Source organism: Syntrophomonas sp. UBA5494 (genome assembly GCF_002426325.1).
In genome coordinates this window covers 16,144-37,084 of record NZ_DIPG01000047.1, presented here as the reverse complement: position 1 = coordinate 37,084, position 20,941 = coordinate 16,144, and the positions used below count along the sequence as shown (strand labels likewise).

The 20,941-nt window shown below is 49.9% G+C and carries 24 protein-coding genes and 1 pseudogene; 20 read left to right on the top strand and 5 right to left on the bottom strand.

The window, feature by feature from the left end:
• The 9 genes from ftcD to B3W37_RS05380 form a co-directional block, all read left to right on the top strand.
• Positions 1-502 (top strand): glutamate formimidoyltransferase (gene ftcD, locus B3W37_RS05420; RefSeq protein WP_483175004.1); only part of this gene is annotated, 502 nt, incomplete at its 5' end.
• 10 nt (positions 503-512) lie between these two features.
• On the top strand, positions 513-1,745 hold the full coding sequence (gene hutI, locus B3W37_RS05415; protein WP_483175003.1) for an imidazolonepropionase: 1,233 nt from the start codon (positions 513-515) through the stop codon (positions 1,743-1,745).
• Between the two features lie 15 nt (positions 1,746-1,760).
• Positions 1,761-2,405 (top strand): cyclodeaminase/cyclohydrolase family protein, encoded by a 645-nt coding sequence (locus B3W37_RS05410; RefSeq protein ID WP_483171995.1) that lies wholly within the window; start codon positions 1,761-1,763, stop codon positions 2,403-2,405.
• Positions 2,406-2,528: 123 nt separating this feature from the next.
• Complete coding sequence (locus B3W37_RS05405; protein ID WP_483175002.1) at positions 2,529-3,008, top strand: DUF6530 family protein; 480 nt, start codon at positions 2,529-2,531, stop codon at positions 3,006-3,008.
• Position 3,009: 1 nt separating this feature from the next.
• Entirely contained in the window at positions 3,010-3,348 is a 339-nt protein-coding gene (locus tag B3W37_RS05400) for a DUF2087 domain-containing protein (protein WP_481040281.1), read from the top strand.
• A gap of 49 nt (positions 3,349-3,397) precedes the next feature.
• A complete protein-coding gene (locus tag B3W37_RS05395; RefSeq protein WP_483171997.1) occupies positions 3,398-3,850 on the top strand; it encodes a hypothetical protein in 453 nt (150 codons plus the stop codon).
• Positions 3,851-4,162: 312 nt separating this feature from the next.
• Positions 4,163-5,254, top strand: coding sequence for a TRAP transporter substrate-binding protein (locus B3W37_RS05390; RefSeq protein WP_483175001.1), 1,092 nt, complete (start codon positions 4,163-4,165; stop codon positions 5,252-5,254).
• Between the two features lie 12 nt (positions 5,255-5,266).
• Complete coding sequence (locus B3W37_RS05385; RefSeq protein ID WP_483171999.1) at positions 5,267-5,758, top strand: TRAP transporter small permease; 492 nt, start codon at positions 5,267-5,269, stop codon at positions 5,756-5,758.
• Positions 5,755-7,062, top strand: coding sequence for a TRAP transporter large permease (locus B3W37_RS05380; RefSeq protein ID WP_483172000.1), 1,308 nt, complete (start codon positions 5,755-5,757; stop codon positions 7,060-7,062). The genes B3W37_RS05385 and B3W37_RS05380 overlap by 4 nt, the downstream gene beginning before the upstream one ends.
• 75 nt (positions 7,063-7,137) lie before the next feature.
• Here the strand turns inward: B3W37_RS05380 and coaD are convergent, their stop codons facing one another.
• Positions 7,138-7,635 carry a pantetheine-phosphate adenylyltransferase gene (gene coaD, locus B3W37_RS05375; RefSeq protein ID WP_483172011.1) on the bottom strand — a complete coding sequence of 166 codons (498 nt, stop codon included), beginning with the start codon at positions 7,633-7,635 and terminating at the stop codon, positions 7,138-7,140.
• Between the two features lie 361 nt (positions 7,636-7,996).
• Between coaD and hslO the strand changes: the two genes are divergently transcribed.
• On the top strand, positions 7,997-8,884 hold the full coding sequence (gene hslO / locus B3W37_RS05370; RefSeq protein WP_483174999.1) for an Hsp33 family molecular chaperone HslO: 888 nt from the start codon (positions 7,997-7,999) through the stop codon (positions 8,882-8,884).
• 25 nt (positions 8,885-8,909) lie between these two features.
• Here hslO and rpmB read toward each other — a convergent pair whose 3' ends face one another.
• Positions 8,910-9,098: a 50S ribosomal protein L28 gene (rpmB, locus tag B3W37_RS05365; RefSeq protein WP_481040275.1), complete on the bottom strand. Its 189-nt coding sequence runs from the start codon at positions 9,096-9,098 to the stop codon at positions 8,910-8,912.
• Between the two features lie 122 nt (positions 9,099-9,220).
• Here rpmB and B3W37_RS05360 point away from each other — a divergent pair, with 122 nt between their 5' ends.
• The 5 genes from B3W37_RS05360 to B3W37_RS05340 all read left to right on the top strand — a co-directional run bounded on the left by B3W37_RS05360 (position 9,221) and on the right by B3W37_RS05340 (position 13,904).
• Positions 9,221-9,583, top strand: coding sequence for an Asp23/Gls24 family envelope stress response protein (locus tag B3W37_RS05360; protein ID WP_481040273.1), 363 nt, complete (start codon positions 9,221-9,223; stop codon positions 9,581-9,583).
• A 14-nt stretch (positions 9,584-9,597) separates the two neighbouring features.
• Positions 9,598-11,244, top strand: a complete 1,647-nt coding sequence (locus tag B3W37_RS05355) for a DAK2 domain-containing protein (RefSeq protein WP_483172002.1) — start codon at positions 9,598-9,600, stop codon at positions 11,242-11,244.
• 114 nt (positions 11,245-11,358) lie between these two features.
• A complete protein-coding gene (gene recG / locus B3W37_RS05350) occupies positions 11,359-13,380 on the top strand; it encodes an ATP-dependent DNA helicase RecG (RefSeq protein ID WP_483172003.1) in 2,022 nt (673 codons plus the stop codon).
• A 118-nt stretch (positions 13,381-13,498) separates the two neighbouring features.
• On the top strand, positions 13,499-13,621 hold the full coding sequence (locus tag B3W37_RS05345) for a small, acid-soluble spore protein, alpha/beta type (protein WP_483172004.1): 123 nt from the start codon (positions 13,499-13,501) through the stop codon (positions 13,619-13,621).
• A 70-nt stretch (positions 13,622-13,691) separates the two neighbouring features.
• A complete protein-coding gene (locus B3W37_RS05340) occupies positions 13,692-13,904 on the top strand; it encodes an alpha/beta-type small acid-soluble spore protein (protein WP_481040265.1) in 213 nt (70 codons plus the stop codon).
• A gap of 96 nt (positions 13,905-14,000) precedes the next feature.
• Here the strand turns inward: B3W37_RS05340 and gpr are convergent, their stop codons facing one another.
• Positions 14,001-14,960: a GPR endopeptidase gene (gene gpr, locus B3W37_RS05335; RefSeq protein ID WP_483172005.1), complete on the bottom strand. Its 960-nt coding sequence runs from the start codon at positions 14,958-14,960 to the stop codon at positions 14,001-14,003.
• Between the two features lie 259 nt (positions 14,961-15,219).
• Between gpr and rsmD the strand changes: the two genes are divergently transcribed.
• Complete coding sequence (rsmD, locus tag B3W37_RS05330; protein WP_483174998.1) at positions 15,220-15,777, top strand: 16S rRNA (guanine(966)-N(2))-methyltransferase RsmD; 558 nt, start codon at positions 15,220-15,222, stop codon at positions 15,775-15,777.
• Positions 15,778-15,791: 14 nt separating this feature from the next.
• Positions 15,792-16,256, top strand: a complete 465-nt coding sequence (locus B3W37_RS05325; RefSeq protein WP_481040259.1) for a hypothetical protein — start codon at positions 15,792-15,794, stop codon at positions 16,254-16,256.
• On the opposite strand, the gene ylbJ is transcribed toward B3W37_RS05325, so the two are convergent.
• Positions 16,253-17,437, bottom strand: coding sequence for a sporulation integral membrane protein YlbJ (gene ylbJ / locus B3W37_RS05320; RefSeq protein ID WP_483174996.1), 1,185 nt, complete (start codon positions 17,435-17,437; stop codon positions 16,253-16,255). The genes B3W37_RS05325 and ylbJ overlap by 4 nt on opposite strands.
• Before the next feature lie 121 nt (positions 17,438-17,558).
• Here ylbJ and B3W37_RS05315 point away from each other — a divergent pair, with 121 nt between their 5' ends.
• Positions 17,559-18,347, top strand: coding sequence for a patatin-like phospholipase family protein (locus tag B3W37_RS05315; RefSeq protein ID WP_481040255.1), 789 nt, complete (start codon positions 17,559-17,561; stop codon positions 18,345-18,347).
• Here B3W37_RS05315 and B3W37_RS05310 read toward each other — a convergent pair.
• Complete coding sequence (locus tag B3W37_RS05310; protein WP_483174995.1) at positions 18,318-19,583, bottom strand: nucleotidyltransferase; 1,266 nt, start codon at positions 19,581-19,583, stop codon at positions 18,318-18,320. The two genes, B3W37_RS05315 and B3W37_RS05310, sit on opposite strands and share 30 nt — an antisense overlap.
• A 133-nt stretch (positions 19,584-19,716) precedes the next feature.
• Between B3W37_RS05310 and pta the strand changes: the two genes are divergently transcribed.
• Together pta and B3W37_RS05300 are read left to right on the top strand one after the other, a co-directional pair.
• Positions 19,717-20,709, top strand: a complete 993-nt coding sequence (gene pta, locus B3W37_RS05305) for a phosphate acetyltransferase (protein ID WP_483172009.1) — start codon at positions 19,717-19,719, stop codon at positions 20,707-20,709.
• Positions 20,710-20,792: 83 nt separating this feature from the next.
• Positions 20,793-20,941 (top strand): annotated as a pseudogene (locus tag B3W37_RS05300) (acetate kinase); the annotation flags it as partial.

Genomic DNA, 20,941 nt, shown 5'->3' with positions numbered 1-20,941 from the left:
TCCAGAGCGGGAGAACCTGGCCAACATCAGGAAAGGCGAGTTTGAGGGCCTTGGGACCAAAATGTTGCAGCCGGAGTGGAAGCCTGACTTCGGACCGGAGCAGCCGCATCCCAGCGCTGGAGCAAGCGCAGTAGGGGCCAGAATGCCTTTAATAGCGTTTAATATCAATTTAAACACCAGTAACCTGGATATTGCCAACCAGATCGTCAGATGTATACGCCACATATCGGGTGGATTAAGGTATTGCAAGGCCATGGGCGTGGAATTAAAGGAAAAAGGGATGGTTCAGGTATCCATAAATATGACTGATTATACTAAAACCGCTCTTTACCGGGTATTTGAGATGGTGAAATTTGAAGCCCGCAGGTACGGGGTGACGATAGCAGGCAGCGAGATCATCGGTCTTACACCTATGGAAGCATTGCTCGATGCGGCGGTTTATTATATGCAGATTGAGAATTTCAGTTTAAAACAGGTGATTGAAAATAGGATGCTGGAATGAGGTGATTGCCATGAGAGCGGGTTTGATCATAAGATCTGACGGCATTTTAGACTGCCGGGACAACGGTCCCCTGCAGGTTACCGATGGATATATAGCTGTTGCCGGGGACAGAATAATGGCCCTGGGCAGGGGCGATGCCGGTGCGCCAATATGTGGACCCCGGACAGAAATAATAGATGCCAGGGGCAAGACCGTAATCCCCGGACTTATCGATGCACATACCCACCTGGTTCACGGCGGATCACGGGAAAAGGAGCTGGCATTGAAACTGAAGGGGATGTCTTATCTGGACATTCTTAAGAGCGGCGGGGGGATTCTGGATACCGTAGCCAAGACCCGGCGGGCTTCCCGGGAGGAATTGAGCAACAAGGCCAGAAAAAGCCTGGATCGGATGCTGATCCATGGGACCACCACAGTCGAAGCCAAAAGCGGCTATGGCCTGGACCTGGAGACCGAAATAAAATGCTTGCAAGTCGCACAAGAACTCAATGATGAGCATCCCATCGACCTGATCAGCACCTATATGGGAGCGCATGCTATTCCTGAAGAATACGCCGGAAACCCGCAGGGTTATATCCGGTTAATGACTGAGGAGATCATGCCATATATAGCCCGGCACAGGCTGGCCGAATTTATAGATGTTTTTTGCGAGGAAGGCGTATTTTCACCCCGGGAAGCCCGGGTTTTAATGGAGTCGGGACGCTCGATGGGCTTTAAACTCAAAATCCACGCCGATGAAATCGTTCCCCTGCAGGGCGCGGAACTGGCCGCTGAAATGGGGGCCGTTTCCGCGGATCATCTCCTGGCCGCCTCTGAAGACGGTTTGAACGCGATGAGCCAGGCCCGGGTAACCGCCGTGCTTCTTCCTGGGACCTCTTTTTATTTGATGCTGGGCAAATATGCCGACGCCGGGAAAATGATGGCGAAGGGCATTAGAGTAGCCCTGGCCAGCGATTACAATCCGGGTTCTTGCCCCACCGAAAATCTTCAGGCGATCATGACTTTAGCCTGCTTTGGCATGAAGCTGTCCCCTGAGGAGATATTGAAAGGCATGACTATAAACGCCGCCCATGCAGTTGACCGGGCTGCAGACATAGGCAGCATCGAGGCCGGCAAAAAAGCCGATCTGGTCATTTTGGACGCCCCCAACTGGGACTATGTTATCTATCATTTCGGCGTAAACCATGTAGATAAAGTGATAAAAAGCGGCCGGACAGTTGTTGATCGAGGCAGGTTGGTATAGAGAGGAGTGTATGGTTTGCTATATGATATGACATTACACGATTTTAATGATTTGCTGGCCAGTCCGGCGCCGGCGCCAGGCGGAGGCAGCACTGCAGCCCTGGCGGGAGCCTTCGGCTCGGCCTTGTCCATAATGGTGATCAATCTTTCCACGAATAAGAAAGCTTATGAAGCCCTGGATGCAGAATTAAAATACCAGATAGCAAAGGACTATGAAACCCTCAAAATACTGAATAGCCAGCTGTTGAAGCTGTGCGATGATGACACCAGGGCCTTTAACCTGGTCATGAAAGCCATGAGGCTGCCCAGGAAAACCGAGGAGGAAAGCCTGGAACGCAGCGAGACTATGCAGAAAGCCAACCTGTATGCCCTGGAAGTACCCCTGAAGGTGGCCGAAAAATGCCTCCAGGTGTTAAAGCATCAAATCAATATTGCCCGCTATGGAAATAAAAACGCGGCTTCAGACATTGGAGTGGGGGCCTTGCTGGCATATTCCGGTCTGGAAGGCGCGGTTCTCAATATTATGATAAATATCCCCGGTATTTCAGAAGAGGCCGTTATAAACGCGGCCATTGAAAAATATAAAGGCTTCCTGGAGGAAGGGGAGAGGTTGAAAACCGAAATCATGGCCATCGTAAAACATAGAATCACCGCAGCATAAAAATGGGATTATGTTTATAGCCAGGCGGTTTTTTCTATTTGCTCAATCTTCAAACCGGGTATATAATTAAAATTACTAAATTAGTAATCTACTAATTTAGTAAACCGGAAAGGATAATGGCTTATGAAGATTCCAACTGCTTTAAAACACAAACCGGTGATTGTAGTGGAAGACTACGAGAATGTTGATGGCAGATACGCGTATAAATCAGATGCCAAGGGGCTTTCTCTGGGTTTGGCGCAATGGAATGACCGTGGCAAGCTGGATATTTCAGCCAAAGTATGGAGACACACCGGGGAGAAATGGTCCAGGCAATCTGAGGAGCTGCCGCTGCACCGGGTGTTGGACCTGGCCATTCTCATATGCAGAGCCAGGCTTCATTTCAGTGAGGCTTATCGTTATGAGAATTTCTATGATCCTGATAAACCCTCTATCGACAGGGTGGGTTTGCAGGGCGATGCCATGACTGTCGAGGTATGCACCGCTAACGAAAGGATCGATGAGGATATCAAGCTGTTCAGTCAGGCTCTCAGCAATGATGATGAGCTTATTGGGGAACGTTTGAAAGCCTTGTCCAGAATACTGCAGGAAATGGGGTATTGATATGAGCTCGACCGCCAAGAAGATAAATATAGACATCTTCTTGAATAATGATGGCCAAATCAAGCAGATCCCCAGGCCAAACCGCACTAAAATCCCGGTTTTGTCCTATCTGGCCAGTAAATTCGAGCGGGAACGTATTTACAGCGAAAAGGAAGTCAATGCGTTAATCGACAGGTGGCATACCTTTGGGGACTATTTCCTGCTGCGCAGGCTTTTGATCGATTGCGGATTTTTGGGCCGAACCGCGGACGGCGCTCAGTACCGGGTGCTGGATTCTATATCAGAATGTTATAGGCATGGAAAAAATAACGGAAACAAACCGGATGTACTTCACGGATGAAGCTATACTTACTATAATAAAAAATATATGATATCGGAGGTTATGGGAGTTGCAACACACATTCTTATTTGAGGAAGGCTTCTGGAAAGCCAGTGGCTATTATTATACAGAAACCGGGCAGGCCCATCAGGTTGAAGGGCAGGTGCGTATCTTTCATGAAGATGATCTGTGGATCAATGATGGGGTGATGAAGGTTATTGGTCAGGAATCTATCGAGATCCGCAACCGCTATGAGGTTATTCCCTGGGATGAAGGCAAAGAGTTGACTACCTGGGTGTCGATGAATCCCGGTCTGGGTCTCCTGGAAGGGACTTTTACGGTTGCGGATGATTGCATCCTCTCTGACTATAAAGCCGAAAAAGGCGATTTCTCCGGCGCGGAGGTCTTGATCAGAACGGCTGCGGACCGTTATTTAAATAGAGGGGTCCTGGTGTACAAAGGAAAGGAGAAACTCTCCTCCTGGTCAGTAGAACTCAACAGAATACCAAATCCGACTTATTAAAAATATAGCGGGATTCTGTCTGTGGGGAGGCAAATTGCCTTCTGAGTGGTTTAACATAAAATTACTGCCCCAGGCATATACTGTAGCAGATTTGCCAATATATTACCCTGAATGGTAATATATTATTCAGTAGTATGGTATTTATCGGTGTATGATACTAAAACTGCATATGCGTAGGAAAAGTAGAATGGTAGGATTTGGGATGTGATACCCCGGATGGTGTTATACCTGCCTGGGGATTTTGCATTTTTATAACTCCTCTGGGGGTTTTTTTGCTTTTCCTGGGCAAAAACAAAAAGGGAGGACGTAAAGGTGAATTTTGCTCAGAGTAGGAAGGTAGGCAGGAGATGGAGAAAGACCATCGCCTGGGCACTGGCTTTTGTGATGTTACTGGCTTTCAGCGCCCTTACCGGGTGCGGTCCGAAAAGCGCTGCCACCGGAGCTGACGCCAAAGTAGTGGAATTAAAACTGGCTCACTTCTGGCCCGCCACCCATCCGGTTGAAACCCAATTGATACAGCCCTGGGCCAATGAGATCAATCAAGCAACAAATGGAAAGGTCAAGATCACCAGCTATCCGGGTGAGACCCTGTTAAAAGCCAATGACATCTATGACGGGGTGGTAAAAGGGGTGGCAGATGTTGGCGTTTCCTGTTTTTCATATACGCGTGGACGCTTCCCGGTCCTGGAAGTCTTCGAACTGCCGGGCATCACCTATGAGAGCTCCAGGGTGAGCAGCAGGGTAGCCTGGGAGACCATTCAGTCCATAAACCCCAAAGAGGTTCAGGATACCAGACTCTTGATGGTATTCACCACCGGCCCTGGCGACCTGTACACCAAGACCGCGGTAGATACCCTGGAAGATGTCAAAGGCATGGAGATCAGGGCTACTGGCTTGAGCGCTAAAACTCTGACCGCGCTCGGGGCCAGTCCGGTCGGTATGGCTCAATCAGAGGCTTATGAGGCCCTATCCAAAGGGGTGGTGAAAGGCAATCTCGGTCCTGACGAAGTCTTGCAGGGCTGGAAACAGGCCGAGGTCACATCTTACCTGACCAAGACCCCTTTCCTCTATAACACCTTGTTTTTTATGACTATAAACAAAGACAAATGGGATGCCCTGGGGCCGGAACTGCAGCAGGCCATAAATCAGGTCAACCAGAAGTATTTTGAAGAGGTTGCCGTCGGCCTGTGGGATCAGCAGAACGAAGCCGCCCTTAAATGGGCGGTGGAGCAGAAGGGCATAAAGGTCATCGAATTAAGCCCAACGGAGAGCCAGCGCTGGATTTCCCTGGTGGAACCCATCCAACAGGAATACGTTAAAAATATGAATGCCATACAGGTAAACGGTCAAGAGATTCTGGATGAGATTAAAGCTCTGGCCGCTAAATACAACGCCGAGTTGTAAGGAGGGCTGAAGATGAAGAAATTCAGCGGATTGGTGGAACGGTTTGGCCGCTTTTTAGACAACATCGCCGCTTTCTGTGTAGCGGCCACCATGGTAGTGGTAGTTTTGAATGTCATCTTGCGGGCTTTGTTTAACCGCCCCCTGTTGGGAACTGTCGAATATGTAAACATACTTACAGCTGTCACTATAGGCCTGGCCCTGGCTTATTGCGCCTTCTGTGACGGGCAGATCGCGGTTGATTTCTTTATGGAAAAACTGCCCGCCCGGGCCCAGGCTACTTCGGATATCATCACCGGAATGCTGGCCTTGGGATTCTGGGGACTGGCAGCCCGCTACATGCTGGATTACAGTTATGAAATGCTCACCACCGGGTTGGTCAGTTCCACCGCGCAAATCCCCATGTATCCGGTATCATATCTGATCACTTTCGGGCTGGGGGCTTTGTGTCTGGTGCTCCTGCACCGCATATCGGTATCGGTGAGAAAGGCATGGGAGCTGGCATGACTGCATCAACTTTGGGCCTGATAGGCATAGTAGTCTTTCTGGCATTATTGGCCTTGCGCATGCCTATAGCATACGCCATGGCCCTGGTTGGATTCGCCGGATTCGCCTACCTGACCTCTGCCACTGCAGCCCTGGATATGGTGGCCAAGGAATTGTTCAGCACTTTTTCATCGTACAGCCTGAGCGTGATCGCGATGTTCGTGTGGATGGGATTTCTGGCTTATTATTCCGGAATTGGCACCCGTCTGTATATTTTCGCCTACAAACTTATCGGGCACTGGCCGGGGGGCCTGGCCATAGCAACCCAGACCGCCTGCGCCATCTTCGGCGCCATCTGCGGGTCAAATACCGCCACAGCAGCTACCATGGGCGCTATCGCTCTGCCGGAGATGAAAAAATACAATTATGACAACTCCATAGCCACCGCTAGTGTGGCAGCCGGAGGTGTCCTGGGTGTCTTGATCCCTCCCAGTGTCATATTCATAGTCTATGGGATGGCAACCGAAATTTCGGTGGGAAAATTATTTATGGCCGGAATATTGCCGGGAATACTTTTGATGGTATTGTATCAGCTCACCATTTCACTCTTGACCTGGCGCAAACCCGAGTTGGGGCCAGCCGGACCGCGCTCCAACTGGGCCGAACGCTGGGGTGCCTTAAAAGGCGCTCTAGGTCAGGTTTTGCTGGTATTTGCCATTTCCATGGGGGGGCTGTTCATGGGCTGGTTTACGCCCACCGAGGCTGGTGCAGTGGGTGCTTTCGGAGTATTGCTGGCGGCGTTGATGGGCAGAAGCCTGAATTGGGAAGGTTTTAAGAAATCATTATATGATACCACCAGAACCACGGCCATGATTATGCTGCTTATAGCCGGAGCCATGATATTCGGACGGTTTCTGGCCATTAGCCGGGTTCCCTTTGAACTGGCCTCTTGGACCGGGGCTTTGAGCCTGCCGCCCTTCGCGGTAATGGGAATTATCCTGGGAATATATCTGGTTCTGGGTTGTTTTATCGACGCCCTGGCCATGATTCTGCTGACCATACCGATTTTCTTCCCTATCGTCACCAATACCCTGGGGTATGACCCCATCTGGTTTGGGGTCATAGTGGTCCTGGTGGTGGGTATGGGCATTATCACCCCGCCGGTAGGCATGAATGTATTCATTATCAAAGGCATCGCCCCGGATGTGCCTTTGGAGACCATATTCAGAGGGATCTGGCCGTTCCTGGCCGCCATCGTGGTATGCCTGGCTATCCTGATGATTTTCCCCCAGATCGTCCTCTTCCTGCCCAACTTGATGTCCTAAGACAAAACATAAAGGGACGGGTTGTGACACTTTTAAATGTGCCACCACTCCCGTCCCTGTGACATTTTGAATTCCTTATCTATCGTTGCGCCAAACCTCGGCCACTTTTACGTCCAGGGCCTGTTTGACAACTCCGGGGACCAGTGTGGACACATCGCCGCCTAAAAGGGCGGCTTCTTTGACCCCGCTGGAGCTAACAAAAATATAGTCAGTATTAGACATGATGAATATGGTATCAATCTCGGGAATAAGCATCTTATTCATCATTCCCATATGCATTTCATACTCGAAGTCGGTAACCGTGCGCAGTCCCCTGATGATAGCGCAGGCTTCCTTACGGCGCAGGTAGTCGGCAAACAATCCATAGAAACAATCGACTTCCACATTGCTGATATGCTTGGCGCTTTCCCTTATCAGGTGAACCCTTTCATCCAGGCTGAAAAGAGCGCTCTTGGTGACATTATGGATAACCGCGACGACTATTTTATCAAATAATCTACTGCTTCGTTCCAGGATATCAATATGACCGTTGGTTACCGGATCAAAACTTCCTGGATATACTGCCAGACGCAACTCGTCTACCCCCTCAGCTATTCTGTCTATATTTAAGTTAATAGGTGTTCGCTTTAACAAGATGATTTCCCTGCCACAAACTGTGATTTTCTCAGTTTTTGGTTTTATTTTGCCCAGTTTGGCAAAAAAGAGCCTTATTGGGCCCAGGACCGATCATTATTCGATCCTATTGACCCGCAGGCCTGCTCCAAAACAGGCTAAATATGGCTTTTGCCGCTAAATTTGTCGTGGAAAGCTGAAGAGGGAGGATAGTGTGCTACGATAATAAAAACAATACCTTTAAGGCTGGTATGGCAGAGTATGGTTTTGTTCAGCAGTCGATATTGGGTATAATGACAATTAAGCGAGAAAGGAATATACCATGATCCCCAGAGATTATATGTTAAAAGCCCTGGATGCCAGCGGCGGGGTTAAAATAATCCTGGCAGCTTCCACCCGGTTGGCGGAAAACGCTCATCAGCGCCATGGCACCTCAGCGACTGCTTCGGCTGCCCTGGGCAGGGTCTTGACCGCAGCCCTGCTCATGATCCATGATGTCAAGGACCCCTCAGATGTAGTGAGCATCCGCTTCAACGGGGATGGGCCGGCTGGAGTCATCATTGCTACTGCCACCGGACTCGGCACCGTAAGAGGATATATTTCCAATCCACAGGCCGATCTGCCTGCGACTCCGCTGGGCAAGCTGGATGTGGGGGGGCTAATAGGCCGTGAGGGTTATGTTGAAGTGGTCAAGGACATCGGTTTAAAGCAGCCCTTCAGCGGCAGGGTGCCGTTAGTCTCAGGCGAGATCGCCGAGGATCTGGTAAATTATTATCTGCATTCCGAACAGATTCCAACTTTGCTGGCATTAGGGGTTTTAGTTGATGTGGACCTGACGGTTGTATCGGCTGGAGGCCTTATGGTGCAGGCTCTTCCCGGGGCTGATGAACAGGTTGTAGCCCAGATAGAAAGACAGGTACTGGATATCGGAAATATCAGCGCCAGTTTGGCAGAGGCCGACAGCCTGGAGGCTTTGCTCAAACGCGTTATGGGCAGTCTGGAATATCAAATCATAGGAGAGCAGGATCTGGAGTTCTGCTGCACCTGTAACCGGGAACGCCTGGCGGTTATCCTCTCCAGTTACAGCCGGGAGGAAATCGAGAGGTTATGTGATGATGAAGGCATTGTAGAAATAACCTGCAACTTCTGCAATGAGCAGTATCATTACACTCCGCAACAGATAATGAACGCAAAAAAGCCTCAGCCATAAGACTGGGGCTTTTCATGGACTGAATTTATAGGGCCCGCTGTACTTTTCCGGAACGCAGGCAACGTGTACAAACGTTTATCTTTTGAGGTGTGTTGTCGATAATCGCTTTAACCCGCTGAATATTAGGCTTCCATTGCCGGTTGGTTCTTATATGGGAGTGGCTGTATGTTTTCCCGAATGTGATGCCTTTCCCGCAAACATAACACTTGGCCACCTTTCTTGCCCCCTCTCTTCATAAATGCACTTAACTATTTTACCAAAAGGTCAGATAAAGGGCAAGAAGCAGGAATAGATATTGCGTTGTAGAATTAACTTAGTCAGACAGGAGGGACTGGAATGCATAAGATTACAGATACTGAAATCGGTATTATTCAGGTATCCAAGGAGGTCATTCAGACCATCGCGGGGCTGGCCGCAGTTGATTGCTATGGGCTGGTAGGGATGGTGTCACAAGATCTGCAAACCGGGATCAGCAGTATTCTGGGCCGGGAAAACGTGCGCAAAGGCGTCGATGTTCATTATACTGAACAGGGATTTGTAATTGATCTCTATGTTATGATGGGATATGGAATTAAAATAAAAGAGGTGGCCAGCAGTGTCATTCAGAAAGTAACCTATGTTTTGCGACATACCGCTGGCATACCCGTGGCGGCAGTAAACGTTAATGTTAAAGGGGTAAAAGTTCCCGGCAACAGGTAGGGGAGGACATAGAGTTGAGTTTGTTGTTTATCGATGGAAGTGATTTTGTAAGGGCAATTAAAGGAGGCACTGTCAAGCTGGAAAGCCATCGCGACCAGGTTGACCAGCTTAATGTATTCCCGGTTCCGGATGGTGACACCGGCACCAATATGTTTCTTACCCTGCAGTCAGCGGTCAAAGAAGGGGAAAGGACTCAAGATCAGCCCCTGGGAAAGGTCTCCAAGGCGGTTTCGATCGGTTCGCTTATGGGGGCCAGAGGCAATTCCGGAGTCATTCTGTCGCAAATCTTCAGAGGCCTGGCCGCTTACCTGGATCAGAAAGAAAAGGTTGATGCCAAAGAATTGGCAATGGCCTTCAAATCCGGGGCGCGTACCGCCTATGAAGCGGTTATGAAGCCGGTTGAAGGGACTATTCTGACCGTCATCAGAGAAATCAGCCGCGGTTGCGAGGAAGAAGCCCGGAAGAACAATGATGTGGTAAAAGTAGTTCTGGCCGGGATCCGCACCGGTTACAACACCCTGGAGAAGACCCCCTTGATGCTGCCCGTGCTTCGTGAAGCGGGGGTGGTGGATGCCGGGGGTCAGGGATTGTTATATTTTATGGAAGGCTTTGCCGAAGCTCTGGCCTACGATAATGAAATAAACCTGGAAGGGCTGCGCCTGGGATGGAAGGACGCAGTCGAAGTAAAGCCTGCCCCGGAGGCAGTTCCCCTGCTCGATTACCGCTATTGCACCGAGCTTTTGTTAAAAGGCCAGGAACTCAATCTGCAGCAGATTAAAAACAACCTAAGCAACCTGGGGGATTCTCTGCTGGTAGTGGGGGACGAAAAATTGGTAAAAATCCATGTGCACACCAATCATCCCGGGAGGGTATTGGAGTCCTGCCTTCAATTAGGCAGCCTGAACGACATCAAGATTAATAATATGCAAGAAGAAGTGCACCAGCATAAGAATAACTGGCCGGTGAAGAACGGCGCCGCCGAGCAGACCCCGGCTGATTCCCAGCAGGTCGGACTGGTGGCGGTCGGCAGCGGTCCGGGAGTTGTCGAGATTCTTAAAAGCCTGGGGGTGAATCAGGTGGTGGAAGGCGGCCAGACTATGAACCCCAGTACCGAGGAACTGCTTAACGCCTGCGGGAAGATCAATGCATCTGCGGTAATTATCCTGCCCAACAACAGCAATGTCATCCTGGCGGCCCAGCAAGCTGCCCTGCTGGCGGAGAACCAGGATGTCAGAGTGGTTCCCACCAGGTCTGTAATGCAGTGTATTACCGGCCTGATCGCTTTTCAGCCTGATGGAGATTTGGAAGATATGGTGGCCGCTATGGAAGAAGAGATAAAACGGGTCAAATACGCGGAGATTACCAAAGCGGTCAGGGATTCTGCAGTGAATGGATTGGATATTAAAGATGGCGATGTTATCGGCATAATAGGAGACTCCATCGAAGTCAAGGCTGAGGACAACCAGCAAGCCGTCAAAGCGGTTTTGGAGCAGATCGTAGATGAAAATAGCGAGTTGATTACCCTGTTTTACGGGGCTGATGTGGATGAAGACGCGGCCCGCGAGCTCATGACAGAGTTGCAGAGCATTTATGCAGATTATGAGATCCAGGTTCATTATGGCGGTCAGCCCCATTACCGTTATTATATTTCGGTGGAATAATCCCTTGTATTATGAGGCCACCCCGAGCAACGGTTTTTGATAGATTGTAGATTTGGACAATAAGCGGGTTGGCAGCCCGCTTTTCAGTTTATTAGAGGAATACTTATGCAAGCCTTGCGTAAAGAAATTCAGTTTCTTAAAGGTGTGGGACCCAAGCGCAGCACACTGCTGCAGCGGATAGGAATAGATACGGTTTTCGATCTTCTTTGGTACATACCCCGCAGTTACTACAACCGCAATCAAATTCAAAGCATCGCTGAGCTGGAAAACGGACAGAGCTGCAGCACCAGAGGGACCGTGGCGGCTACCAGCTTGAAACGCAGCCGCCGCGGGATGAGCGTTTTTCAAGCCCTTCTGCAGGATAAGAGCGGGGTAGCCACCGCGGTATGGTTTAATCAGCCCTTTTTAAGCAATTCTATCAAAAAAGGCCAGGAAATCTGGATAAGGGGCAAGGTCAAAAAGGCTTACAACGCTACGGAGGTTCAGGTGCAGGAATATGACCTGCTTGAAAATGACGGTCTTTCCCACCCGGTGATTCCGGTTTACGCCCTTACCGAGGGATTGACCCAGCGGATCCTGCGCAAACTGGTGGAAATGGCGCTCTGTGAATATTTGCCCCATTATCCCGAATTGTTTGAACCTGAAATCGCCCGCCGCTTTGGACTGATTGATATCCGCCGGGCTTTCATTAATATTCATTTTCCTGCAGACCGTGAAGCCTATAAACAGGCCCGCCGGCGCTTGGCCTGCGAAGAATTGCTGCTCTTCAATCTGGGACTGAAGCAGTTCAAAACCAGCCAGAACATATACAGCGGGTTCGTACACCGGGAACAGGACCAATTGGTGGAACAGGTTGAACAACAGCTGCCTTTTGCCCTCACCCCTGCTCAGCGGAAGGTAACCAGAGAGATTTTTGCCGATATGGAGGCAAGCAGGCCCATGAATCGCTTGCTGCAGGGGGATGTGGGCGCGGGTAAGACCGCGGTAGCGGCTCTTGCCATAGCCAAATCTATTTCCAGCGGTTTTCAGGCTGCTCTGATGGCTCCCACCGAAATTCTAGCCCAGCAGCATTTCAACAGTATGACCCGCTTTTTCACCGGGCTTAACCGCAACCTGGCCTTGCTGACCGGTTCCACAGGCAGCGCCCGGCGCCATGAAATCTTGACTGCCACCAGTCTCGGCCATGTCGACCTCTTGGTCGGTACTCATGCCCTCATTCAAGAAAAGGTGAGTTTCGCAGCCCTGGGGCTGGCCATTGTAGATGAACAACACCGCTTCGGGGTGAAGCAGCGGGCACTGCTGGGGGATAAAGGGACCAGCCCTGACGTTCTGGTGATGACCGCTACCCCCATACCTCGCACCCTGGCCTTAACCGTATACGGCGATCTGGATTTATCGGTAATAGACGCTCTTCCCCCCGGCCGCAAACCGGTTCAAACCGTATTCTTAAAAAGGGAAGGGCGCCTTAAAGCCTATCATGTCATGCGCCAGCATCTGGTCCAGGGCGGTCAATGTTATGTGGTCTGCCCGCTTATTGAAGATTCTGAAAAACAAGACCTGCTGGCCGCGGTCACCCTCTACGAAGAGTTATGTGACAAGCTGGCCTCCGGATTTAATGTGGGCTTATTGCATGGCAAGATGAAGGCCTCAGAAAAAGAGGCGGTTATGGAAAGTTTTAAGCGTGGCGCCATTCAGGTGCTGGTTTCCACCACGGTAATCGAGGTCGGTGTAGATGTCCCCAATGCCTCGATGATGATCATCGAACAGGCTGAACGCTTTGGCCTGTCGCAGTTGCATCAGCTGCGCGGCCGGGTGGGAAGGGGAACCCGCCAATCGATATGCTTTTTACTGGGTGATCCTAAAAGCCCCGAGGCCTTGCAGAGAATGCATTTGATGACCCATATACAGGACGGCTTCCGCCTGGCCCAAGCCGATTTGACCCTCAGGGGCGCCGGAGACTTCTGGGGGGTCCGCCAGCATGGCCTGCATCAATTGCGGGTGGCCGACCTGGCCCGGGACGGCGACATAGTGGAGATGAGCCAGGAAGTCGCCGCCTGCTTTACCAGTTTAACCCCCCGGCAACAGGATTATTTTGATATGAAATTTAAAAAAAACCATAATATAGCCGCAAATTAGCGGAATTATTATTTTGTTCCTTAATTAATTTCATAAGAAAATATCCAAGCTATTACTGCAGGTTTGCTCCTGCAGTTTTTTGATTTCACAGACTTCTAAAGAAAGCGGAGGTGTCACGGTGGGTAAGGATGATAAGAAGACCCAAAAACTAGATCATTTAAAATTTGAAATTGCTCAGGAAATGGGAATTGCGAGTTCTGAAAAAACCCAGCCACCCCAGAAAGAAATTAAAAACTCATGAAAATACTTCTAGCATAGAAGTCCGGGTCGGGGAAAGAATATGACTACAACAAAAAGGAGGTGAAAAAGAAATGGCAAAAAGCAATAACAGAATTTTAGTTCCCCAGGCACAAGCGGCCATGAATCAATTCAAAATGGAGGCTGCTCAGGAAGTGGGCGTGACTCTGAAGGATGGTTACAATGGTGACCTGACTTCCCGTCAAGCCGGCAGCATCGGCGGCCAAATGGTTAAGAAAATGATCTATGATTACGAGCAGCGCAAGTCAGGCGGTCAGCTTAGCTAACCTCATAACCACAGCGTAATCATTCTAGGTTAAACAAGCGGAAGATGAATATCTCCGCTTGTTTTCATTGTATGCGCAAAATATAAGAGAAAGTAATCAGGTTGCATACAGTTCCAGCTGTTCCTGAGATATACCGGGGAATAATGATTTGCTGACCCCCATGGCCAGGATGCGCGAGGTATTTTCTACGATATCGTCTATCTCCTGCGGAGTTACACCCAGGCTGCCCCCGAAACGGGACAATATGGTCCTGGTGGCATCCAAGGCCTGGTTCTCATTAAACGTAGCCCCGCTGTTTAAGCAAAATTTGCGAATGGCTTCATTGGTAATAATGCTGGCATTGACAATGGTCGGACAGCCTATGGCGATGACCGGAATACCAAGAGCCTCTTCGGTCAACGCTATTCGGGCATTGCCCACGCCAGCCCCGGGCTGAATGCCGGTATTGGCCATTTGGATGGTTGTTCCAATTCGGTCTACATTGGTGGCTGCCAGGGCGTCAACCACTACCATAACAGTTGGTTTGACATTTTCGACCACCCCTCTGATCACTTCAAAAGTCTCCAGCCCAGTGATTCCCAATACCCCTGGTGCGATGCCGCACACCGGGCGCATGCCTTCTACCAGGGCTTCAGGGGCGTGTTGATGGTAGTGGCGGGTGATGGGGCTGTACTCAATAAATTTAGGGCCGAGAGAATCCGGGGTGGCCCGCCAGTTGCCCAGGCCAACCAGCAAAACGGTATCTCCGGGCTGAACCCGATCCCCTAATAAGGTGTGCATGCTTTTCTCCATGACCTCGACAATTTCATTTTTTACATAAGGATCATTGATTTTTAAAGGCGGCGATTGGATGGTGACATAAGTTCCGACCGGTTTCCCCATTTTTTGAGCGCCATTCTGATCTTTGATTATAATGGTGTTGACCTTTACAAATTCCCGTTGTTCGACCTGCTCAATTACTCCCGGGATCTCCTCATTGGCAGCTCCCCGCAGCAGTTCATGGGCCTCTACAGCCAGGTCTATATTCAGACCGAAAGCCTTTAAGATATTTTTCATATTATCACCTCGGTAGTTAGTCTGCACCATGCCTGGAAATTTATACGAAAAATTAAAATGGCGACTCGCGTCGCCATTTTGGGGAGAGGAGAATTTTGTAAAGTTGTTGGGGAGGGTTTGTTTTACCAGAATAACATCTGGTATTGATATCTTTACCCCTAAATAAGGATTATATACAATATTTTTAAAATTTTTTTTATGCTAAAATAGATGCAATAATATGGTCGAATGGCATTTATGCCAGGAAGGGAAGGGAATAGTGCGAGTTATCGCTGGCTCTGCCAAAGGAAAACGACTTAAGGCACCATCTGGCAAAGAAACCAGACCTATAACCGATATGATAAAAGAGGCTCTATTCAATGTGCTGGGGCCCAATATTCAAGATGCCCGTTTTCTGGATCTTTTCGCCGGCAGCGGCAGCGTGGGCATAGAGGCTTTAAGCCGCGGGGCCTCGCAAGCCGTTTTCGTCGACAACAATCCGGCGGCAGTGCGCATCATCTACGAAAACCTGGATAACTGCGGTTTCGAAGATTATTATGAAGTATATTGCAATGATGTTTTACGTGCTTTGACCATATTAGACAAGCACGGCGCAAGATTCGATTATATTTATGTAGATCCTCCCTTCACTGTTGAAGGGATTTTTCTGGATGTGATGAAAAAGCTGGATCAGGTTGAAATTATGGAGCCACAGGGCTCTGTTATCATTCGAACTCGTCGACATAAGGAACTCCCCCCCGCATTCAGCCGTTTAAACCGGTACAGATTGAATTATTACGGGGAGTCTGCCCTGCATTATTATTCGTTGATGGCTTAGAGGAGGCATAGAAAATGATGGAGATCTTTAAAATTCTGGATGAATTGGAAGCCATGGTGAAGGAATCCAAAAAGATGCCTTTTTCCAACACTAAAGTGGTTGTTGAGAGTGATTTGCTTTTAGATAGGGTTGATCGTTTGCGTGCGGTGTTGCCTGAAGAACTGGAAACAGCCCGGCTGATCATGTCCGAGAAACAGCGTATTATCAAAGAAGCCTGCGGGCAGGCTGACGAGTATTTGGAACAATCCAAGGACAGAGTCGCCCGCATGATGGATGACAGCGAAATTACCAAGAGCGCATTGCGGATGTCTGAGGAAATCCTGGCCAAGGCTGAGGAGGTCGCCCGGGAGATTAGAGCCGAGGCCAACGAATACGCTGAAAATATGCTTAACCACATGGAAATAGTACTTAAGAAAGGACTTGAAAACATCAGCAAAGGCAAAGAAGAGATCCGCCTGGAGATAGACCGCGAGTTTTAATCTTTTTTCATCCAGGCAATACATAATAAGCAACAGATTAATAGTACCATGAATAGCATGCAATACAGCGACCAGCGCCAGGCATGTATGGCATAAAAGGGGCTGGGGAGAAGAATGGTTTGAGACACCGGGGCTGATGCGGCAGCCCAGTATTTATATCCGATCCCGGTTATTAATACAGCGATCCCAGCCTGTAAGAGGCGGGCTTTGATATAGAAGCCGAGCCGCACCGGTGTGCCTACCATCACCCCCATTACCTGGGTGATGATGCACAAGCCGCTGAATGATAATACTGCGCTGACTGCCACTAACTGGTGCAGGAGGGTTGCATCACCGGCCTGGGCAATATAGTTTGAGCCCAGGGTGATTTCGAACAGACCCATCCCCAGGCCATAGGCGACCTGATAGGATAACTCGAAATAGCCGAATATACAGTTAATAACCCTGGCCAGTATTTCCATCAAGCCCCAATCGGAAAGCATGGTGGTAATTACGGAGAAAGTCATTATATAGCCGCCAATAGCCAGAATATTGGTTATGCTCTTACTGATCGCTTCGGCCAGGCGCTTGGCGAATCCTTCCTGATTTATTGAACTCAATAATTCCTCTCCAGCCGCCCGCCACCGTCCCCGCCTGCTGGTTTTAGGCATTCTGTAGACTGACTGGGCCTTGAATCTGTATATAAATCCCACCATTAAATTGGCCAGGTAATGAGATATGGCTAATAACCAGCCCAGTTGCGGCGAACCGAACATGCCCATTCCCACCGCACCGAGAATGAAGAGCGGGCTGGAGTTGTTGGTGAAAGACACCAGGCGTTCTGCTTCATTGTCGCTCAGCAAAGCCTGATCATACAGGCGCCGGGTCAACAAGGCGCCGATAGGAAACCCCGAGGTAAAACCCATGGCAACTACCAGTGAACTGCATCCCGGCAGACGAAAAATGGGCTGCATCACCGGTTCCAGCAAAACTCCCAAAAACCTGACCAGGCCCATGCTCACCATCAGTTCCGACACAATGAAAAAAGGCAGTAAGGCAGGGATGATCACCATAGCCCAGAGCCGCAGGCCGGCAGTTGCGGCATTAACGGCTGAACTGGGTTCGGCCACCATGAAAACGGCCAGGCCGGCCAGCCCCAGTAAGAGCCAAAACTGGGGACTTTTCAGCATTGTCTCCTGCAAATCAGTTTTCCTCCCTTAACTTGACAAGGTTTCCAGTTCAATATATGTTGGTATGGGCGAGGTTTAGAAGCCAAAGCCAGGCTATTAATGCTGTAATATAGCATCTTAAGGAGGTTTGGAGATGGCTCAGTCACCCAGAATTGCACTGGTACTTGGAGCGGGCAGCGCGCGTGGGTTGGCTCATATCGGAGTGCTTCAGGTATTGACCGAAAACCGGATCCCCTTTGATTTCATTGTGGGAAGCAGCATGGGTGCTCTGGTGGGGGGCTTATATGCCTGCGGCACCGATCTGGTCATGTTGGGTAAAATGATTGACAGTATGGACTTGAGGGTGTTTTTTGACGTACATTTGCCCCGGTTAGGTTTTATTGCCGGTAAAAAAATGGATAGTCTTCTCACCCTGCTCACCAAGAAAAAGAGTTTTGAAGAAACCCGGTTGCCTATCCAAATGATAGCCACCGATTTATTGACCGGTGACAGCGTGATCCTTGAATCGGGGCCAGTGGCTGAGGCCATACGGGCCAGTATTTCCATCCCCGGAGTATTCTACCCGGTTAAAAAGGAGGACATGATCCTGGTCGATGGCGCGGTAAGCAACCGCTTGCCTATAGAGGTGGCCCGCAGCCGCGGAGCCGATATCATTATAGCTGTTGACGTGATGTTCGGGGGAGGCAAGGAAATCAACATTAAAAACACCCTGGATGTGATCATCACCTCACTGGATATTATGCAAAGATCCCAGTTTGACCAGGTCAAAGAACTCACCGATGTATTGATACAGCCCAGGGTAGGGTGTTTTTCGCCGCGGGCTTTTGACAAGGCCGCTCAAATCATAGACCTGGGCCGCCAGGCCGCAGAGGAGAACCTTGAACAAATCATCTCAAAAACCATCGGCCTGACCAGGCCCTAGTTTTATAACCCGGCGCAGGAAATCCTGCCCGGCCTGCCGCTGACCGGGGTCTGGAGCCAGGAGACTGGACACGTCTGAGGCTTTGATGTCGAGAAGAAGCATATGAGAACGGATGTGTTCAGGAGCGGTTTTTATCAATTTGGCGATGTGGCTGCCCGTGCTCAACACCGGTAGAACTGAATTATTTTTCACATTTTGCAGGAATTTGCGCCCTTGTGCCGAAAACCCTAAAAGGCGTATATACTGGGGCCCAACTTGATCGAAAAGGGCCATCTGGTTCTTTGATACAGAAAATAGCGAGGATAGGAGCATACGGTTAACTCTGGTCATGTTATATCGTTTGCTTTTTATTGCGTTGCGCAGGGCAGGAAGGGTCCCGCTTTGCCTGGCAGCCAACAGCAGGCGGTTCTCCAGGCCCTCGGTGATCTCGTAGACATTCTGCAGCCGTTCCCTGGTTGCCAGCCGCAGTTGGTTGAGTATCGCCAGTTCCAGGCCATCGACGGGAATGGGGGCACGTCCCGCTTTGATCTCTTCCTGTAGGATTGTGAGGCTGGCTTCGGGCAAGGCCGATGATAAACGGTTGAGGGCGCCTCGATATATGCAGCGGCGTATGGCCGTAGCGCTGGCTAGTTCTGATACCTCGATGTCATGGTAGTCAGCGCCCCGCCTGGCATAGGTTACGGGACTGAGCTTTAAGCCAAGTTCCTTAATGATACGCAGATATTCAATGCCTAGTATATTGTTAGCCCCGGACAAGAGGCTGCTCATTTCAGGGCTGTTATCATGCAGTATATATTTTACTGCACTGGCCCTGGCCGCGGGATAGCTCAAGCCCCGGGCCAGTTCAGATTTGAGTCTTTGCTGATAGGCCGTGGTCTCGTGGGCAAGCAAGGCCGCCACTTTATTCAGGGAGCAGAGGTTGCCGCTTTCACTGCCGAACACCACATGGGTTGCCCCGGCCGCTTGCAGGGTCAGCAGAGCACCAAAGGCGAAATAATAGGCACTACGGGCTGCAAAACAAAACGGCAGCTCAATTACCACGTCTACACCCCCGGCTAAGGCCATGCGTGTACGCGCCCACTTATCACAGATGGCGGGTTCACCCCGCTGCACAAAGGGACCGCTCATTACGCAAATAACCGCTTCAGGCTGCAGTTTTGAACGAGCTTCTTCCAATAGCCAACGGTGCCCGTTATGAAAAGGGTTAAACTCGGCAACGATACCGACTACGGTCATGTGTGCCCGACTCCTTGCATGTATCAATAGTGCCAATAATTATACACTCTCTAGCCCGTTTATGCTAGAATTAGAACAGAATGTGAACATTGCAACAATCTTGGAACAAGGTGAAAAATTGGGAGGGAAAAGGATGAGTTTACTAGCGCAAATTAGAGAAAAGGCAGCAACCAAAGGGAAAACTATCGTGCTTCCGGAGGGAACCGAAGAGAGAACCCTAAAAGCTGTCAAGGCAATCGCAGACAACAAGATTGCCAATCCGATCCTATTGGGTGATGAAAGCGCGATCAGGGGGTTAGCAAGCACAATTGGCGCCGACATATCCGGCGCGGAGATCATCAATCCAGCTACTACACCGCTGCTGGATGACTTTGTTCAGGCCTTTTATGAAATGCGCAAGGACAAGGGTGTCACTTTGGATAAAGCCAAAGCCACCATGTTAGATCCGCTGTTTTTTGCTTCCATGATGGTAAAAATGGGCAAAGCCGACGGTGAGGTGGCCGGAGCCGAAAACACCACCGGCAACGTTTTGCGTCCCGCTTTGCAGATCATCAAGACAGCTCCGGGCATTTCGGCCGTATCTGGCGCGTTTATCATGATTTGCCCCAACAAGGATTATGGCGAAGACGGGCTGTTCGTATTTGCTGACTGCGCCGTTACTATTGATCCCAGTGCGCAGCAGATGGCCGAGTTTGCCAAGGCTTCAGTTGAAACAGCTGTCAATGTATGCGGCTTTAAGGATCCCAAGGTGGGCATGCTGTCCTTCTCCACTAAAGGCAGCGCCAGTCATGCCTTTGTTGACAAAGTAGTTGAGGCTGTCCAGATCGCCAAAGAGAAATTCCCCGAAATTAAAGTGGACGGCGAGTTCCAGCTGGATGCCGCAATAGTCCCCAGCGTAGGCGCTTCCAAAGCCCCGGGCAGTGATATTGCAGGGGCATGCAATATACTTATTTTCCCTGACATTCAAGCCGGTAACATCGGCTACAAGTTGGTGCAGAGACTGGCTAAGGCCGAAGCCATTGGTCCTATTCTTCAAGGTATGGCCAAACCCGTCAACGATCTTTCCAGAGGCTGCAGCGTAGAAGACGTAGTTAATGTAGTCGCCATGACGGCCCTGAAAGCCTAGTCCCTAGTCCCGGAGTCTTTTTCCCGTCAGGGATCAAAGATAAATAGAGGGAAATTGAAGAAATTGAGGAGGTAGGAATTATAATGAAGGTTTTGGTTGTTAATGCCGGTAGTTCTTCGATTAAATATCAAGTTGTAGACATGACTGATGAATCCGTTTTGGCGGTGGGGCTGGTAGACAGAGTAGGTATACCGGGAAGCACTCTGGAACACAAGCCTTTGGGAAAAGATGC

Excerpts from the sequence above, each read along its gene's own strand:
- B3W37_RS05315 (WP_481040255.1), top strand. The coding sequence starts at position 17,559 with ATGGCTCAGTCACCCAGAATTGCACTGGTACTTGGAGCGGGCAGCGCG.
- B3W37_RS05400 (WP_481040281.1), top strand. The coding sequence starts at position 3,010 with ATGAGCTCGACCGCCAAGAAGATAAATATAGACATCTTCTTGAATAAT.
- B3W37_RS05380 (WP_483172000.1), top strand. The coding sequence starts at position 5,755 with ATGACTGCATCAACTTTGGGCCTGATAGGCATAGTAGTCTTTCTGGCA.
- hslO (WP_483174999.1), top strand. The coding sequence starts at position 7,997 with ATGATCCCCAGAGATTATATGTTAAAAGCCCTGGATGCCAGCGGCGGG.
- gpr (WP_483172005.1), bottom strand. The coding sequence starts at position 14,960 with ATGAAAAATATCTTAAAGGCTTTCGGTCTGAATATAGACCTGGCTGTA.
- hutI (WP_483175003.1), top strand. The coding sequence starts at position 513 with ATGAGAGCGGGTTTGATCATAAGATCTGACGGCATTTTAGACTGCCGG.
- B3W37_RS05385 (WP_483171999.1), top strand. The coding sequence starts at position 5,267 with ATGAAGAAATTCAGCGGATTGGTGGAACGGTTTGGCCGCTTTTTAGAC.
- pta (WP_483172009.1), top strand. The coding sequence starts at position 19,717 with ATGAGTTTACTAGCGCAAATTAGAGAAAAGGCAGCAACCAAAGGGAAA.
- B3W37_RS05310 (WP_483174995.1), bottom strand. The coding sequence starts at position 19,583 with ATGACCGTAGTCGGTATCGTTGCCGAGTTTAACCCTTTTCATAACGGG.
- B3W37_RS05405 (WP_483175002.1), top strand. The coding sequence starts at position 2,529 with ATGAAGATTCCAACTGCTTTAAAACACAAACCGGTGATTGTAGTGGAA.
- B3W37_RS05340 (WP_481040265.1), top strand. The coding sequence starts at position 13,692 with ATGGCAAAAAGCAATAACAGAATTTTAGTTCCCCAGGCACAAGCGGCC.
- B3W37_RS05360 (WP_481040273.1), top strand. The coding sequence starts at position 9,221 with ATGCATAAGATTACAGATACTGAAATCGGTATTATTCAGGTATCCAAG.
- B3W37_RS05325 (WP_481040259.1), top strand. The coding sequence starts at position 15,792 with ATGATGGAGATCTTTAAAATTCTGGATGAATTGGAAGCCATGGTGAAG.